We start from the raw sequence: 13,832 nt of genomic DNA on the forward strand, positions 1-13,832 counted from the left end.
GGCAAGAATTGAAGCGATACTATTGCGCCGGACCCCGCTTACGGAAACGGGCGATCACGGCGATGATGACGAGCGTTGCCGCAAGCCCGTACCAGGTGAAGGCATATTGCAGGTGATTGTTCGGCAGATCGACATCGGTCACACCGCCGATCGGCAGCCCCTTCGGATTGGGGGTATCGTCAGCATCCAGGAAGAACGGAACCACCTCGGCCTTGTCGAGCCCGACGCTCGACGCCATCACGTCGAGGTCTTTCCAGTAGAAGATATTCTTGGCGACATCATTATCAGGCACCACCCAGGAGGGCTTGCCCGGAAGTTTTGCACGAGCAAGGCCGGTCACCGTTTGCTGATCGGTGAGCTGGCCCTGCATGCGCATTTCCGGCTCCTTGTTGTCATAAGGAACGAAGCCTCTGTTGACGAAGAGATAGCGGCCATCGACAAGCTGCAGCGGGGTGTAGACGTAGAAGCCCGTCTGGCCATGCCAGGTGGCAAAGAAGTGCCGCTCCTTGCTGTTGACGTACTCGCCGCTGGCCGTCATGTGGCGATAATCGATATCCTCGCCCTTTGCAGCGATGCCTTCGATATCGGCAAGCGATGCCGGCGGCGCCTGCCGGCGCTCGGTGATATCGGCGAGTAACTTTTCCTTCCAGTGCAGCCGTTCGACCTGCCAGGTGCCGAGCGACAGGAGGATGGCAAGCGCGACAAGCAGAGCGATGCCGGTGAGTACCGACCGCTTTCGGCTTGGCGCCGAAACATAAAATTCAGTCACGGGAAATGCGCCCTTCACTGGCGTTATGGCGATACTGCATCGCGATCAAGATTCCCTTGCACCAGCGCAGAGCCAGCAGGGAGAGAACAATGGTGAGAGGACCGAACAGCAGAATGTGCAGCCAGATCGGTGGCGCGTAATTGACCTCAAGCCACAGCACCGAGCCGATGATAATGAAGCCGACGATCAAAATGACGAATACCGCAGGGCCGTCGCCGGCATCGGCAAAGGCGTAGTCGAGGCCACAGGCCGAGCAGCGCGGTTGCAGCGCCAGCAGGCCATTAAAGAGCTTTCCCTGGCCGCAGCGTGGGCAGCATCCCCTGATGCCTGTCTTCACAGGATCGACCGGGGGAAAATGTGCGCTGTCTTCGTTCATGCATCCTTCCAATGGCCTATGGCCAACCGCTCGCTCCGCCATAACTCACCCATAAAGTAATCACAGAGGGAAGGGAAATACCTGCGCTCTTTCGCCTCAGCGATTCGCGCCAAACAGAAGAAGAAAACTGATGACATACGACAGCTCGGCCGGACAGATCGTCATTCTGAACGGCGCCCCGCGCAGTGGAAAATCGTCGATCGCCAACGCGATCCAGGAGCATTTCGACGGCCCCTGGATGAACTTTGGCGTCGACACCTACAACTCGATGACCGCGGAACGCTACCTGCCGGGAATCGGACTGCGCCCGGGCGGAGAACGCCCCGACCTCGAGGAGATGATTCCGTTTTTCTATGCGGCACTCTACGAGTCGATCGCCATCCATGCTGGGCTCGGCCTCAATGTCGTGGCCGACCTCGGCCATCACGACAGCTACTCTCAGCCGCTCGGCATTCTCGCCGATTGCGCGCGCCGGCTTGAGGGATTGCCAGTGCTTTTCGTCGGTGTGAGATGTCCGATCAAGGTCATCATGAAAAGGCGGAACATCCCAGTCCCAGGTCGTCACTCTCTGTACGTCACCGCAACCGACGATGAGGCCGTCCCCCATCCGGTCCAGCTCTGGCAGGAACAGGTTCATATCCCCGGCATCTACGATCTTGAGGTGGACACGTCGGTGCTGACGCCGTTGGAATGTGCCGAAGCGATCCGGCACCGCCTGGATCTCGGCATTCCCGAACCCTCAGCATTCGAGCGCATCGCCGCCATGCGGTGATCAGTAAAACAAAAAGGGCGGGTGCCGTGGCACCCGCCCTTTTTCAATTCATGGCCTCGGCTCAGCCAGCAGCCAGCGGAGCGCCCCAGCCGCCCCAGACGTAGATGCAGAAGAACAGGAAGAGCCAGACGACGTCGACGAAGTGCCAGTACCAGGCGGCTGCTTCGAAGCCGAAATGCTGCTTCGGCGTGAAATCGCCGCGGATCGCACGCAACAGGCAGACCAACAGGAAGATCGTGCCAACCAGAACGTGGAAGCCGTGGAAGCCGGTCGCCATGAAGAAGGTCGCGCCGTAGATCGAGTTCTTGAAGGCAAACGGTGCATGTACGTATTCAAACGCCTGCACCGAGGAGAACAAGATACCGAGCAGAACGGTGAGCGTCAGGCCCTGGATCAGGCCTCTGCGGTCGTTGTGCAGCAGCGCGTGATGCGCCCAAGTAACGGCCGTGCCGGACAATAGCAGGATCACCGTGTTATAGATCGGCAGGTGCCAGGGGTCGAGGACTTCGATGCCCTTCGGCGGCCACTGGCCACCGGTGAAGGCAACGCGCGACGCCTGGATTGCTTCATTCGGGAAGAGGCTTGCGTCGAAGTAAGCCCAAAACCAAGCGACGAAGAACATCACTTCGGAAGCGATGAACATGATCATGCCGTAGCGAAGGTGCAGCGAGACGACGCGGGTATGGGCGCCCTCGTGTGCTTCCTTCACGGTGTCAGACCACCAACCGAACATGACGTAGAGAATGATCGCAAGGCCGATGAAGAACAGCCACGGATGAGCCCATTCGATGCCGAGGAGATGCAGCGACCCGCCGTTGAGGTAGCGCATGAAGCCGACGCCGCCGAACGTGATGATGAACGCGCCGATCGAAGCCAGGATCGGCCACGGGCTCGGGTCAATGATGTGGTAGTCGTGATGTTTCTGATGAGCATCAGCCATGTAAGCTATCCCCGGATCTCTTCCTCTCCGCTCCGGCATAGCCGGAAACGGACCTCAATCAAAGTTTCTTTTCAAGCTTTACCGTTCCACCCTCATTCGAAGCCACCGGCTTCGGACCCTCTTTCGGATAGAACGTATAGGACAAGGTAACGGTGTGGATATCCTTCGATTCCACAGCCTTGGTAATATCAGGATCGATATAGAAAACGACAGGCATCTCGAGCTTTTCGCCCGGTTTCAGAACGGTCTCGTTGAAGCAGAAGCACTGCACCTTGTTGAAATAGACGCCCGCCTCGCCAGGTGTCACGTTGAACACAGCCTGACCGCGCTGCGGCTCGTTCGACTTGTTCACCGCGGTGAAATTCACCTGAATGGTTTCGCCGATGCGCGGGTTGACCTCGCGCTCGACCGGCTTGAACTCCCAGTCAAGACCCGGCGCCACATTGGCGTCGAAGGTGACACGCATCTTGCGGTCGAGGATCACGCTGGAAGCCTGCTCGACGCGTTGCGTCGTGCCGTTATAGCCGGTCAGCTGGCAGAACATCCGGTAGAGCGGAACCGCCGCATAGCTCGCAGCGCCCATGCCGAAGACGAAGGCAAGGCACATGAAAACGACAGCGCCGTTGTTGCGTGGCTTTCGCGGCGTGCTCGGCATCCCGCTCATCTCACGCGTGCCCCGTAAACTTGACGATCGTAATCGCGTAAAAAAGCACGACGAGGCCGGCCAAAACCAGACCGAGCGCAACGTTGCGGTTGCGGCGCGACTTGCGCTGCGCCTCTGTAAGCTTGACGACGTCCATTTAGAGAATGCCTCCCATGTGAGAAACGAGCACGGCGGCGAGCCGGTCGAACATCAGGGCGGAGAAAATCGCGAAGAGATACAGGATCGAGAAGCCGAAGAGCTTCTTCGCCGGGATCATCTTCTCATCGCCGTCCGGCATCCGCCAGACGGCGATGGAACAGTAGATAAAGATTGCGCCGAGGGCTGCGGCGACCACGCCGTAGCCGAGGCTCGCAAAGCCGAGCGCCGTCGGCAACACGCCGCACACTGCCGTCAGCACCGCATAGGCAACAATCTGATGCTTGGTCGTGCGCTCGCCCGAGACATTGGGCAGCATCGGGACGCCGACCGCCTCATAGTCCTTCATCTTGAACAGCGCCAACGCCCAGAAGTGGGCCGGCGTCCAGAGGAAGATGATCATGAACAGAACAAAGCTTTCGATCGTGACGGTACCGGTCACGCAGGCCCAGCCGATCATCGGAGGAAAAGCGCCAGCCGCACCGCCGATGACAATGTTCTGCGGCGTCGAGCGCTTCAGCCACATCGTATAGATCACGGCGTAGAAGAAAATCGTGAAGGCGAGGATCGAGGCTGCGAGCCAATTGACGGCGAGCCCGAGGATAATCACCGAAAAACAGGAGAGCACCAGACCGAATGCCAACGCTTCCCGTGGCGCGATCCGGCCGGCCGGGATCGGACGCTTGGCGGTGCGGGTCATGATCGCATCGATATCGGCGTCGTACCACATATTCAGCGCGCCGGAAGCGCCGGCGCCGATGGCTATGCAAAGGATGGCTATGAGGCCGAGGACCGGATTGATGTGCCCCGGAGCCAGAACGAGACCGGCAAATGCCGTGAAGACCACGAGCGACATGACGCGCGGTTTCAAAAGCTCGAAATAATCGCGCGCACTCGCTTCCGACAGGCGGAACTCGCCGTCGTGCGCCAGAGCCTTGCGATTGCCGATTACTGTCATTCTCTTGTCCTGCAAACTTGTAAGCCGACCGCCGCACTGTAACACGCGGCGGTCGCAATTTCTCGCATCTTACTTGATGCGCGGGAGCTGTTCCCACTGGTGATACGGCGGCGGCGAAGACAACTGCCATTCGAGCGTCGTTGCACCCTCACCCCACGGATTGTCACCGGCAACGCGCTTCTTTGCGAAGGCTTCGAAGACGCCGACCAGGAAGATCAACACGCCGACGGCGGAGATGTATGAGCCGACCGAGGAAACATAGTTCCAGCCGGCGAATGCATCCGGGTAGTCGATGTAGCGGCGCGGCATGCCCGCGAGGCCAAGGAAGTGCTGCGGGAAGAACACCAGGTTGACGCCGATGAACATGACCCAGAAGTGCAGCGTGCCGAGGAACTCGTTGTACATGTAGCCGGTCATCTTCGGGAACCAGTAGTACCAGGCAGCGAAGATGGCGAACACGGCGCCGAGCGACAGAACGTAGTGGAAGTGAGCCACGACGTAGTAGGTGTCATGCAGCGAGCGGTCGAGGCCGGCGTTGGCGAGCTGGACGCCCGTGACGCCACCGACGGTGAACAGGAAGATGAAGCCGATCGCCCAGACCATCGGCGTGCGGAAGCTGATCGAGCCACCCCACATCGTCGCGATCCAGGAGAAGATCTTCACGCCCGTCGGAACGGCGATGACCATCGTGGCGAACACGAAGTAGCGCTGCGCGTCGAGCGACAGGCCGACCGTGTACATGTGGTGCGCCCAGACGACGAAGCCGACCGCACCGATCGCAACCATGGCGTAGGCCATGCCGAGGTAGCCGAAAACAGGCTTCCGCGAGAAGGTCGAGATGATGTGGCTGACGATGCCGAAGCCGGGCAGGATCAGGATGTAGACTTCCGGGTGACCGAAGAACCAGAACAGATGCTGGTAAAGGATCGGGTCGCCGCCGCCCTCAGGCACGAAGAAGGAGGTGCCGAAGTTGCGGTCGGTCAGCATCATGGTGATGGCGCCGGCGAGAACCGGGAGCGACAGCAGAAGCAGGAAGGCGGTGATCAGAACCGACCAGGCAAAGAGCGGCATCTTGTGCAGCGTCATGCCCGGAGCGCGCATGTTCAGGATCGTGGTGATGAAGTTGATCGCACCGAGGATCGAGGACGCACCGGCGATGTGGAGCGCAAAGATCGCAAGGTCGACGGCAGGACCCGGCGTACCCGAGCTCGAGAGCGGCGGGTACATCGTCCAGCCGCCGCCTGCGCCATAAGCACCGGCGGGACCTTCAACGAACATCGACAGGATGAGCAGAAGGAAGGCCGGAACGATCAGCCAGAAGGAGATGTTGTTCAGACGCGGGAACGCCATGTCAGGCGCACCGATCATGATCGGCACCATCCAGTTGGCAAAACCGCCGATCATCGCCGGCATGACCATGAAGAAGATCATGATCAGCGCGTGAGCGGTGGTGAACATGTTGAACATCTGCTTGGCGCCGTCGATGGCGGCGTCGCCTTCATAGCCGTAGACCATCGATGCCAGACCGTGGAAGATCTGGATGCCAGGCTCCTGCAACTCCATGCGCATGGCAACGGAGAGCGCGCCGCCGATGATGCCGGCAATGATCGCGAAGATCAGGTAAAGCGTGCCGATGTCCTTGTGGTTCGTCGAAAAGAACCAGCGATTGACGAAGCTCGGCTTGTGCGAGTGATCGTGGTGGTCGTCATGGGCGTGCGCGCCATGAGAGTGATCATGCGAGTGATGATCGTCGTGTGCGGAAGGTCCAGCCATGTCCCGTTCCCTCTTCCTTACTTAGCCACGTTTTCGGCAACGTTGACGGTGCTTGCGGCACCATCGGTTGCGGCCATGAGTGTCTTGTACGCGCCCGGCAAGTCGGTCGCGGCACCGGCGAGCCACTGCTTGTACTTGTCCTCGGAAACAACGCGGATGGCGATCGGCATGAACGCATGATCCTTGCCGCAGAGTTCGGAGCACTGACCGTAGAACAGGCCTTCACGCTCGGCGCGGAACCAGGTTTCGTTCAGGCGACCCGGAACGGCGTCGATCTTGACGCCGAAGGACGGCATGGCGAATGCGTGAATAACGTCGGTCGGGGCAGCGGTCACGAGAACGCGGACGGTCTTGTTGACGGGCAGAACAAGCTCGTTGTCGACAGTCAGCAGGCGCGGATAGATCGCCTTGTCTTCCTTGCCGGCGGCTGCGCGGTCGGCATCCTTAAGCAGGAAGGAATCGAAAGCGAGCGGGTTTTCGCCCGAGCCTTCATATTCGTAGTTCCACTGCCACTGCGTCGCGGTCGCCTTGATGGTGACGTCAGGATTTTCCGGCAGGGTCAGCTGGGCGGTCAAGAGGTTGAACGAAGGCACAGCGAGGAAGAGAAGCACGAGGACCGGTCCCACGGTCCAGGCAACTTCAATCATCGTATTGTGGCTCGTCTTGGACGGCACCGGATTTGCGCCGGCGCGGTACTTGAGACAGACGACGATAAGAAGGACCAGAACGAAGAGCGTGATCGGAACGATAAACCACAGGGTATATTGTTCGAACCAATGAATGTCCCGCATGATCGGCGTGGCTGCCGGCTGCAATGTCGCCTGCCACGGCATCGGTTGGTCGGCATAACTGCCGGAAGCAAAAAGCAGACAGACCAGCGCGGTCAGAGCTGCATAAGCCTTCTTAATCACCTTAAAATCTCCCTCGAGCGCTGATCTGCGCAAAATCACGCACAGAATCCTTGCCATCTCAGCGCTTCAAACCACAGTTTGCCATTGATCGCAACAGCCCAAAGCGTTTGTTCGTGCGGCATTTTCGCTTTCAAACAGATTGCCCCAAGCATAACGAAACATTCCATCTTTTTCGTTGCAATCAGTGAAATATCGGTTGTTGCCCGTGCCGTCGCACAAACATTCTCGGATAAACGTCCCATTTCCGCCGTAGTCCCCGGCTTTTCAGCGGGTGGGGCTTTTCATTTTTGGTGGCGCGCCCCAACTTAGCGGCACTGATTCGAATTGCAGAGGTTTTCATGGGTTTCCGTTCCCTCGCACGGCCCTTCGTGCTGACAGCGTGCATTGCGGCCGCAGCGACTGCTCCCGCCTTCGCCCAGCAGCAACCCGCGCCGGGGCAGCCAGCGCCAACGCCGCCGACGTCGCAGGCACAGCCTGGGCAGACACAGCCGCAGGCGCCCGGCACCGTGAAGTCGAACCACGGCGCATGGTCTGTCGTGTGCGACAAGCCCGCCGGCGCCTCGGCTGAGCAGTGCGCGCTGATGCAGAACGTGATCGCCGAAGACCGGCCGGAAGTCGGTCTTTCCGTTGTTGTGCTGAAGACCGCTGACCGCAAGTCGAAGATACTGCGCGTTCTGGCGCCTCTCGGCGTCCTGCTGCCGAACGGCCTTGGCCTCAATGTCGACGGCAAGGATATCGGCCGCGCCTATTTCGTCCGCTGCTTTGCAGATGGCTGCTATGCAGAGGTTGTTCTTGAAGACGAACTGCTGAAGACTTTCCGCAGCGGCGCGAGCGCCACGTTCATCGTCTTCCAGACGCCCGAGGAAGGGATCGGCATCCCCGTTGATCTCAAGGGCTTTGCCGAAGGCTACGACGCCCTCCCCTGATCGTCTTGATTTTCGGGCTTGCTCGAACCGTCCCCCGGACCTACATCGGCTGAAAGCATTCCTGCTTCAGTGGAGCAAAAGACATGAATACGGATCTCCTAACGCTTTTCGATGCCGACGAAGCGAAGATGCGTTCGCTCGTTGCCGAAGCGCTTTCTGGCGCGGACGACGGGGAGCTCTACATCGAACATGCTCAGGCAGAGTCGCTGATGTTCGATAACGGGCGCTTGAAAGGCGGCAGCTTCAACACCGAGCAGGGTTTTGGCCTGCGCGCGGTTGCCGGCGAAGCCGTCGGGTACGCGCATGCGGGCGACCTTTCGGTGGCAGCCCTGAAGCGCGCGGCCGATGCGGTTGGCGCCGTCACCCGCGGTCATTCCGGCAGCTATGCGGCGGCTCCGCAGCGGACCAACAAGAAACTCTACTCCGACGAGAACCCAATCGGCACGCCGAGCTTCGAGGAGAAGGTCAAGGTGCTGCAGGACATCGACGCCTATCTGCGCGGCAAGGACCCCAAGGTGCGTCAGGTCACCGCATCGATCGCTGCCAGCTGGCAGGTCGTCGACATCCTGCGGGCCGACGGTCACCGCGTTCGCGACATAAGGCCGATGACGCGCATCAACATCTCGGTCATTGCGGGCGAAGGCGATCGTCAGGAAAGCGGTTCCTACGGCACCGGTGGTCGCATCGGTTTTGGCGACTTCATTGCCGAAGACAACTGGCAATACGGCGCCGACGAGGCCTTGCGGCAAGCGCTGGTGAATTTGGAGGCGATCGAGGCGCCGGCGGGCACCATGGACGTCGTGCTCGGCTCCGGCTGGCCGGGCGTCATGCTACACGAAGCGGTCGGTCATGGGCTCGAAGGCGATTTCAACCGGAAGAAGACGTCAGCCTTTGCCGGCCTTCTCGGCCAGATGGTTGCTGCACCCGGCGTGACTGTCGTCGACGACGGCACGATTGACAACCGGCGCGGCTCGATCACGATCGACGACGAGGGCACGCCATCCGCCTACAACGTACTGATCGAAAACGGCAAGCTCGTCGGCTACATGCAGGACCGGCAGAATGCCCGCCTGATGGGCATGGCACCGACGGGCAACGGCCGCCGACAGGGCTACGCGCACGTCCCGATGCCTCGGATGACCAACACCTACATGCTCGGCGGCGACAAGACGCCGGAGGAAATCATCTCGTCGGTCAGAAAGGGCATCTATGCGGTCTCGTTCGGCGGCGGCCAGGTCGACATAACCTCAGGCAAGTTCGTGTTCGGCTGCACGGAGGCCTATCTGATCGACAACGGCAAGATCGGCGCACCGATCAAGGGCGCGATGCTGATCGGCAACGGACCCGACGCGATGAAGCGCGTTTCGATGGTCGGCAACGACATGAAGCTCGACACCGGCATCGGCAATTGCGGCAAGGGCGGCCAGTGGGTTCCGGTCGGCGTCGGCCAACCGCATCTCAGGATGGATCAGATCACCGTCGGCGGCACGAAGGCCTAGCCGAGAACGGGAACCGCAATGAGCGAGATCGAGATCAGACCCTTCGCTGCTGGCGACATCGATGGCGTTTTCTCGGTAATCCTGCCGATTCAGCGCGAGGAATTCGGCTTCTCCATCACGGCTGACGACCAACCGGATCTCGCTGTGATTCCCGATTTCTATCAGTCGGGACAGGGACAGTTCTGGGTCGCATCTCGCAGCGGCAAGATTGTCGGCACGATTGGGCTGAAGGACATCGGCAACAGTCAGACGGCGCTGCGCAAGATGTTCGTTTCGGCTGACGTCCGCGGCCGTGAGCATGGCGTCGCGGCCCGGCTCCTTGCGGAACTGGTAGCACATGCCGACGCTCAGCAGTTCAAGGACATCTTCCTTGGCACGACGGACAAGTTCCTCGCCGCGCACCGCTTTTATGAAAAGAACGGTTTCATCGAGATTTCGAAAGGCGAGCTTCCGCGATCGTTTCCGCTGAGGGGCCTGGACACGAAATTCTATCGGCGCAGGATCGGCGCGGCTTGAGGTTTATTCAGGCTGGAAAAGCCATTTGCGCTTGATCGCGGCGGAGAGATCCAAACTGTTCCTGTGCGCGAAAAGAAGAATGTGGCCGAGCACATCCGCCGCTTCGTCGGCAAGATCGCGGGCCAATTCCTCGTCTGACCTCCCCTTCCGGCGTCCTCTGCCGCTGACGCGGTTCCACGCCTGGGTGAGTTCACCCATTTCCTCCTGCAGCTTCAGCAGAAACCAGTCGGCATCCCGCTCGATGTGGTTTGCGTCGGCGTAGGCCCGAGAGGAACGCTCGAATTTTTCGGCGAGATCATTCAGCATGATGTTCTCCTTTTGTTTACAAAGGAGAACCGTGATTCCGTTGAAAAGTCCAGAAGCCTCAGCCGTGATCGGGCAGCAGCATGCAGTCGTAGGAGCGCTGCTTCAGGGCATCGCAGGCTGAAGTAGCCGCCTCGCGGCTATGGAAGCCGACGAAGCGAGCGCGATAGATCTTGTTCGCGCCATTGCCGACAGCCTCGGTATAGGGCGAGGCCATTTTCAAGGCGGCGCCGCCCTCGGCCTTGGCCTGGGCAAGCAGGGCGCGCGCCGCATCGTCACTCGATGCAGCCGAGATCTGGATCTGCCAGTCGCCGGCTGCCGTCGGCGCAGCGGCAGACTTCGCGGCAGGCTTGCCAGCTTTGCTGGGATCGGCGGCGTCAAACGGACGCTCCATTGGAACCGTCGCATCGCTAAGAAAGCCGAGCGCCTTCGGCGAGAGTTCACTCTTGCGCGGTGCGGTGCCTGGGGTCGGCATATCGCCGTCATCTGCCGCGGAGGCAACTTCCACTGGCTGGCGCGAGTTGGTGGTTGCGACCATATTCGCGCCGCCCGGCGACCGACCGAGATACTTGTCGAGTAGGCCGGCCATCTTGGCGTCGCGGCTGCGGGCTGTGCGGCCGCCGAGCACGACGCCGACGACGCGGCGGTCTCCGTCCCTGACAGCGCTGACCAGATTGAAACCAGACGCGTTGGTGTAACCCGTCTTGATGCCGTCCATGCCCTGATAGCGGTACATCAGGTTGTTGTGCCCGCGGATCGTGCGTCCGCGGAAGGTAAAGCTGGCCGTCGAGAACAGACGATACTCGCCGGGGAAATTCCGCATGAGGGCCACGGCAAGCGTGGACATGTCTCGCGCCGTCGTAACCTGGCGGCCATCCGGAAGGCCAGACGCATTGTAGAAAGCCGTGCGGGTCATGCCGAGCTGCCGTGCCTTCTGCGTCATCATGGCGGCAAAGTTGCTTTCGGAACCGCCAAGCTTCTCGGCCATGGCCGCGGCAGCATCGTTGGCAGACTTGGTGATCATGCCAAGGATTGCTTCTTGGACGGTAATGGAATCGCCGGGCCGAACACCGAGCTTTGTCGGCGGCCGCGAGGCGGCGTATTTCGACATGACAAGCGGCGTGTTCCAGCTGATCTTGCCGCGTTTGATCGCCTCGAAGGCCATATAGATGGTCATCATCTTCGTCAGCGACGCGGGATGGTTCAGTACGTCGGCATTCTCGGCGCTGAGCACCTTGCCGGTTCGGGCATCCAGGATGAGGGAGGCGCTGCCTGCCATCGCCGTCAACGGCGCCGCAACGACGAGCGTCGCGGCTATAATCGCGGCCAACAGCTTATTCATGCATTTCCCCTTGATGAACGAATAGCCGGCGCCATTCGGATTTGTCCCGTTCCGCTACAGAAGCAGCCAATCTGGAGCGACTTTGCGACAACTGGTACCATTTTTGTCAAGTTTTATCCTTCATAGTGAAAATCCCGTAAAGAGGACACTCAAAAATCTTCATTCAGCAAGACTTAACCCCGGGCTTGCTAGTTTCGCCGTTCCAGAAACGGGTCAGCAGCCAGTGAGATGACGGGCAGCGCGAAAAAGCTTGCAAGGCGAATTGCCATCACCGGTGCGCTTGAGGCTGCCAACCTCCTGCGTGCGGCCGGTGTGATGCGAAGCGCCCGCGGGCGCGGCGCGATCTTCACGCTCCACCATGTCCGCCCCCAGGAAGCCACCGCGTTCGCTCCCAATGCGCATCTGGAGATCACACCCGAATTCCTCGATCTGGTCCTCGATCGCCTCAAGCGCGACGGCTATCGGTTCGTGGCGCTTGACGAAGTTCCCGCGTTGCTGTCGCAGTCCGCGTCAAGCCAACCTTTCGCGGCCTTCACGCTCGATGACGGTTACCGCAACAATCTTGTCTATGCCTTGCCTATCTTCGAGAGACACAACGCGCCCTTCACCATCTTCGTCGCCAAAGGGCTTTCCGAACGCACCCATACGATCTGGTGGGAGACACTTGCGGCGCTTTTGCGCAAGGAGGAAAGGCTCGGCTTCGATTTCGGCAACGGCCACGAGATATTTGATATCGCGACGGTTGCCTCGAAGGAGCATGCGTTTGCGCGTTTCGCGAGCCATCTTCATCGCCATGACGAAAGCGCCGTGGTGGCAGCCATCGATGCCATGGCGCGGATGCACGACATCGATCCGCACGAGATCGTTGACGATCTCGTTATGACCCCGGCGGAGCTCAATTTGCTGGAAGCCAGTCCCCTCGCCTCCCTTGGCGCGCATACGATCAGCCACAGGGCGATGTCCCGCCTTTCCGACCGGGAGGTTCGCGACGAGATGGAAACCTCGCGCGACTATGTCGCTGCGATCGCAGGCGCCCGACCGGGCTGCTTCGCCTATCCCTATGGCACCCGCCAGGCGGTCACACAGAGGCAGGCGGCGATCGCACGCGAGGTGGGCTTCGATATTGCCGTGACGACACAGCCCGGCGTCGTCACCCCGCGCTCGATCGGCCACATCACCCATCTGCCGAGGCTATCGGTCAACGGCCTCTATCAGAACGTGCGCCATGTTTCCGGCCTTGCTTCCGGCATCCCTTTGCGGTTTGCATCAAGCAAGGTGTGAACATCCTGTTGATCAGGGATACATCCGAACCTTCGTCCAGTTGTCTTCCGGCGAGGCCCGGCGAAACTCGATGCGATCGTGGAGGCGGAACTTCTGGTCCTTCCAGAACTCGATCGACACCGGCCGGATCCGGAAGCCGGACCAATGCGCCGGACGCGGAATCTCGCCGATCGCGTAGCGGGCGGTATATTCCGCCACGGCTTTCTCGAGCGCGAATCGGCTTTCCAGCGGCCGTGACTGCTTCGATGCCCAGGCACCGATCCGGCTGCCGCGAGCCCGCGTCTTGAAGTAAGCATCCGCTTCTTCATCACTCACGATTTCCACGGGCCCCCGCAAGCGAACCTGCCGGCGCAGCGTTTTCCAGTGGAAGCACATGGCCGCTTTTTTCTGCCCGAGGATTTCCTGGCCTTTCTGGCTCTCGAAATTCGTGTAGAAGACAAAGCCCTCGTGATCGAATCCCTTAAGGAGAACCATGCGGACATTGGGAAGGCCGTCCTCATCGACCGTCGCAAGTGCTACCGCATTCGGGTCATTGATCTCGGAAGCCTCCGCTTCCTTCAGCCACTCTGCAAAAAGATCGAACGGTTCGTTTCGCTCGGTGAAGTCACCGCTTATTAACTCATTTGCCGACATATTAGCTCAAATGCCCCGGGTTTATTCGAAGTTT

General features: G+C 60.1%; 16 protein-coding genes. 5 read left to right on the forward strand and 11 right to left on the reverse strand.

The features are described 5' to 3' along the window. Positions 1–19: 19 nt before the first annotated feature. Both FHT77_RS02620 and FHT77_RS02625 read right to left on the reverse strand, forming a co-directional pair. On the reverse strand, positions 20–769 hold the full coding sequence (locus tag FHT77_RS02620) for an SURF1 family protein (protein WP_183752250.1): 750 nt from the start codon (positions 767–769) through the stop codon (positions 20–22). Continuing rightward, positions 762–1,145 (reverse strand): DUF983 domain-containing protein, encoded by a 384-nt coding sequence (locus FHT77_RS02625; RefSeq protein WP_183752252.1) that lies wholly within the window; start codon positions 1,143–1,145, stop codon positions 762–764. Before FHT77_RS02625 ends, FHT77_RS02620 begins: the two co-directional genes overlap by 8 nt. Positions 1,146–1,275: 130 nt before the next feature. On the opposite strand from FHT77_RS02625, the gene FHT77_RS02630 reads away from it, so the two are divergent. Then, a complete protein-coding gene (locus FHT77_RS02630) occupies positions 1,276–1,917 on the forward strand; it encodes a chloramphenicol phosphotransferase CPT family protein (RefSeq protein ID WP_183752254.1) in 642 nt (213 codons plus the stop codon). 61 nt (positions 1,918–1,978) lie between these two features. On the opposite strand, the gene FHT77_RS02635 is transcribed toward FHT77_RS02630, so the two are convergent. The 6 genes from FHT77_RS02635 to coxB all read right to left on the reverse strand — a co-directional run bounded on the left by FHT77_RS02635 (position 1,979) and on the right by coxB (position 7,298). Beyond that, positions 1,979–2,857, reverse strand: coding sequence for a cytochrome c oxidase subunit 3 (locus tag FHT77_RS02635; protein ID WP_114711812.1), 879 nt, complete (start codon positions 2,855–2,857; stop codon positions 1,979–1,981). Positions 2,858–2,915: 58 nt separating this feature from the next. After that, a complete protein-coding gene (locus FHT77_RS02640; protein ID WP_040673970.1) occupies positions 2,916–3,521 on the reverse strand; it encodes a cytochrome c oxidase assembly protein in 606 nt (201 codons plus the stop codon). A gap of 1 nt (position 3,522) precedes the next feature. Beyond that, positions 3,523–3,657, reverse strand: a complete 135-nt coding sequence (locus tag FHT77_RS31905; RefSeq protein WP_259126687.1) for a hypothetical protein — start codon at positions 3,655–3,657, stop codon at positions 3,523–3,525. Next, positions 3,658–4,614: a heme o synthase gene (locus FHT77_RS02645; RefSeq protein ID WP_183752256.1), complete on the reverse strand. Its 957-nt coding sequence runs from the start codon at positions 4,612–4,614 to the stop codon at positions 3,658–3,660. 69 nt (positions 4,615–4,683) lie between these two features. Next, on the reverse strand, positions 4,684–6,387 hold the full coding sequence (gene ctaD / locus FHT77_RS02650; RefSeq protein ID WP_016553005.1) for a cytochrome c oxidase subunit I: 1,704 nt from the start codon (positions 6,385–6,387) through the stop codon (positions 4,684–4,686). A gap of 17 nt (positions 6,388–6,404) precedes the next feature. After that, complete coding sequence (coxB, locus tag FHT77_RS02655) at positions 6,405–7,298, reverse strand: cytochrome c oxidase subunit II (RefSeq protein WP_183752258.1); 894 nt, start codon at positions 7,296–7,298, stop codon at positions 6,405–6,407. A gap of 338 nt (positions 7,299–7,636) precedes the next feature. Between coxB and FHT77_RS02660 the strand changes: the two genes are divergently transcribed. The 3 genes from FHT77_RS02660 to FHT77_RS02670 all read left to right on the forward strand — a co-directional run bounded on the left by FHT77_RS02660 (position 7,637) and on the right by FHT77_RS02670 (position 10,239). Beyond that, complete coding sequence (locus tag FHT77_RS02660) at positions 7,637–8,224, forward strand: invasion associated locus B family protein (protein ID WP_016553003.1); 588 nt, start codon at positions 7,637–7,639, stop codon at positions 8,222–8,224. Positions 8,225–8,307: 83 nt separating this feature from the next. After that, positions 8,308–9,723, forward strand: coding sequence for a metalloprotease TldD (gene tldD, locus FHT77_RS02665; protein ID WP_183752260.1), 1,416 nt, complete (start codon positions 8,308–8,310; stop codon positions 9,721–9,723). Between the two features lie 18 nt (positions 9,724–9,741). Further along, positions 9,742–10,239, forward strand: coding sequence for a GNAT family N-acetyltransferase (locus FHT77_RS02670; RefSeq protein WP_183752262.1), 498 nt, complete (start codon positions 9,742–9,744; stop codon positions 10,237–10,239). A 3-nt stretch (positions 10,240–10,242) separates the two neighbouring features. On the opposite strand, the gene FHT77_RS02675 is transcribed toward FHT77_RS02670, so the two are convergent. Further along, positions 10,243–10,545, reverse strand: coding sequence for a pyrophosphatase (locus tag FHT77_RS02675; RefSeq protein ID WP_183752264.1), 303 nt, complete (start codon positions 10,543–10,545; stop codon positions 10,243–10,245). A gap of 58 nt (positions 10,546–10,603) precedes the next feature. Continuing rightward, the gene (locus FHT77_RS02680) at positions 10,604–11,884 is read right to left on the reverse strand and encodes a D-alanyl-D-alanine carboxypeptidase family protein (protein WP_183752266.1); all 1,281 of its coding nucleotides are present in this window, start codon (positions 11,882–11,884) and stop codon (positions 10,604–10,606) included. Between the two features lie 228 nt (positions 11,885–12,112). Between FHT77_RS02680 and FHT77_RS02685 the strand changes: the two genes are divergently transcribed. Further along, entirely contained in the window at positions 12,113–13,165 is a 1,053-nt protein-coding gene (locus FHT77_RS02685; RefSeq protein WP_183752268.1) for a polysaccharide deacetylase family protein, read from the forward strand. A gap of 12 nt (positions 13,166–13,177) precedes the next feature. On the opposite strand, the gene pdxH is transcribed toward FHT77_RS02685, so the two are convergent. Beyond that, positions 13,178–13,798: a pyridoxamine 5'-phosphate oxidase gene (pdxH, locus tag FHT77_RS02690; protein ID WP_016552997.1), complete on the reverse strand. Its 621-nt coding sequence runs from the start codon at positions 13,796–13,798 to the stop codon at positions 13,178–13,180. Between the last annotated feature and the right edge of the window lie 34 nt (positions 13,799–13,832).

Origin of the sequence: Rhizobium sp. BK181 (assembly GCF_014193305.1) — a bacterium.
Taxonomy (GTDB): Bacteria; Pseudomonadota; Alphaproteobacteria; order Rhizobiales; family Rhizobiaceae; genus Rhizobium.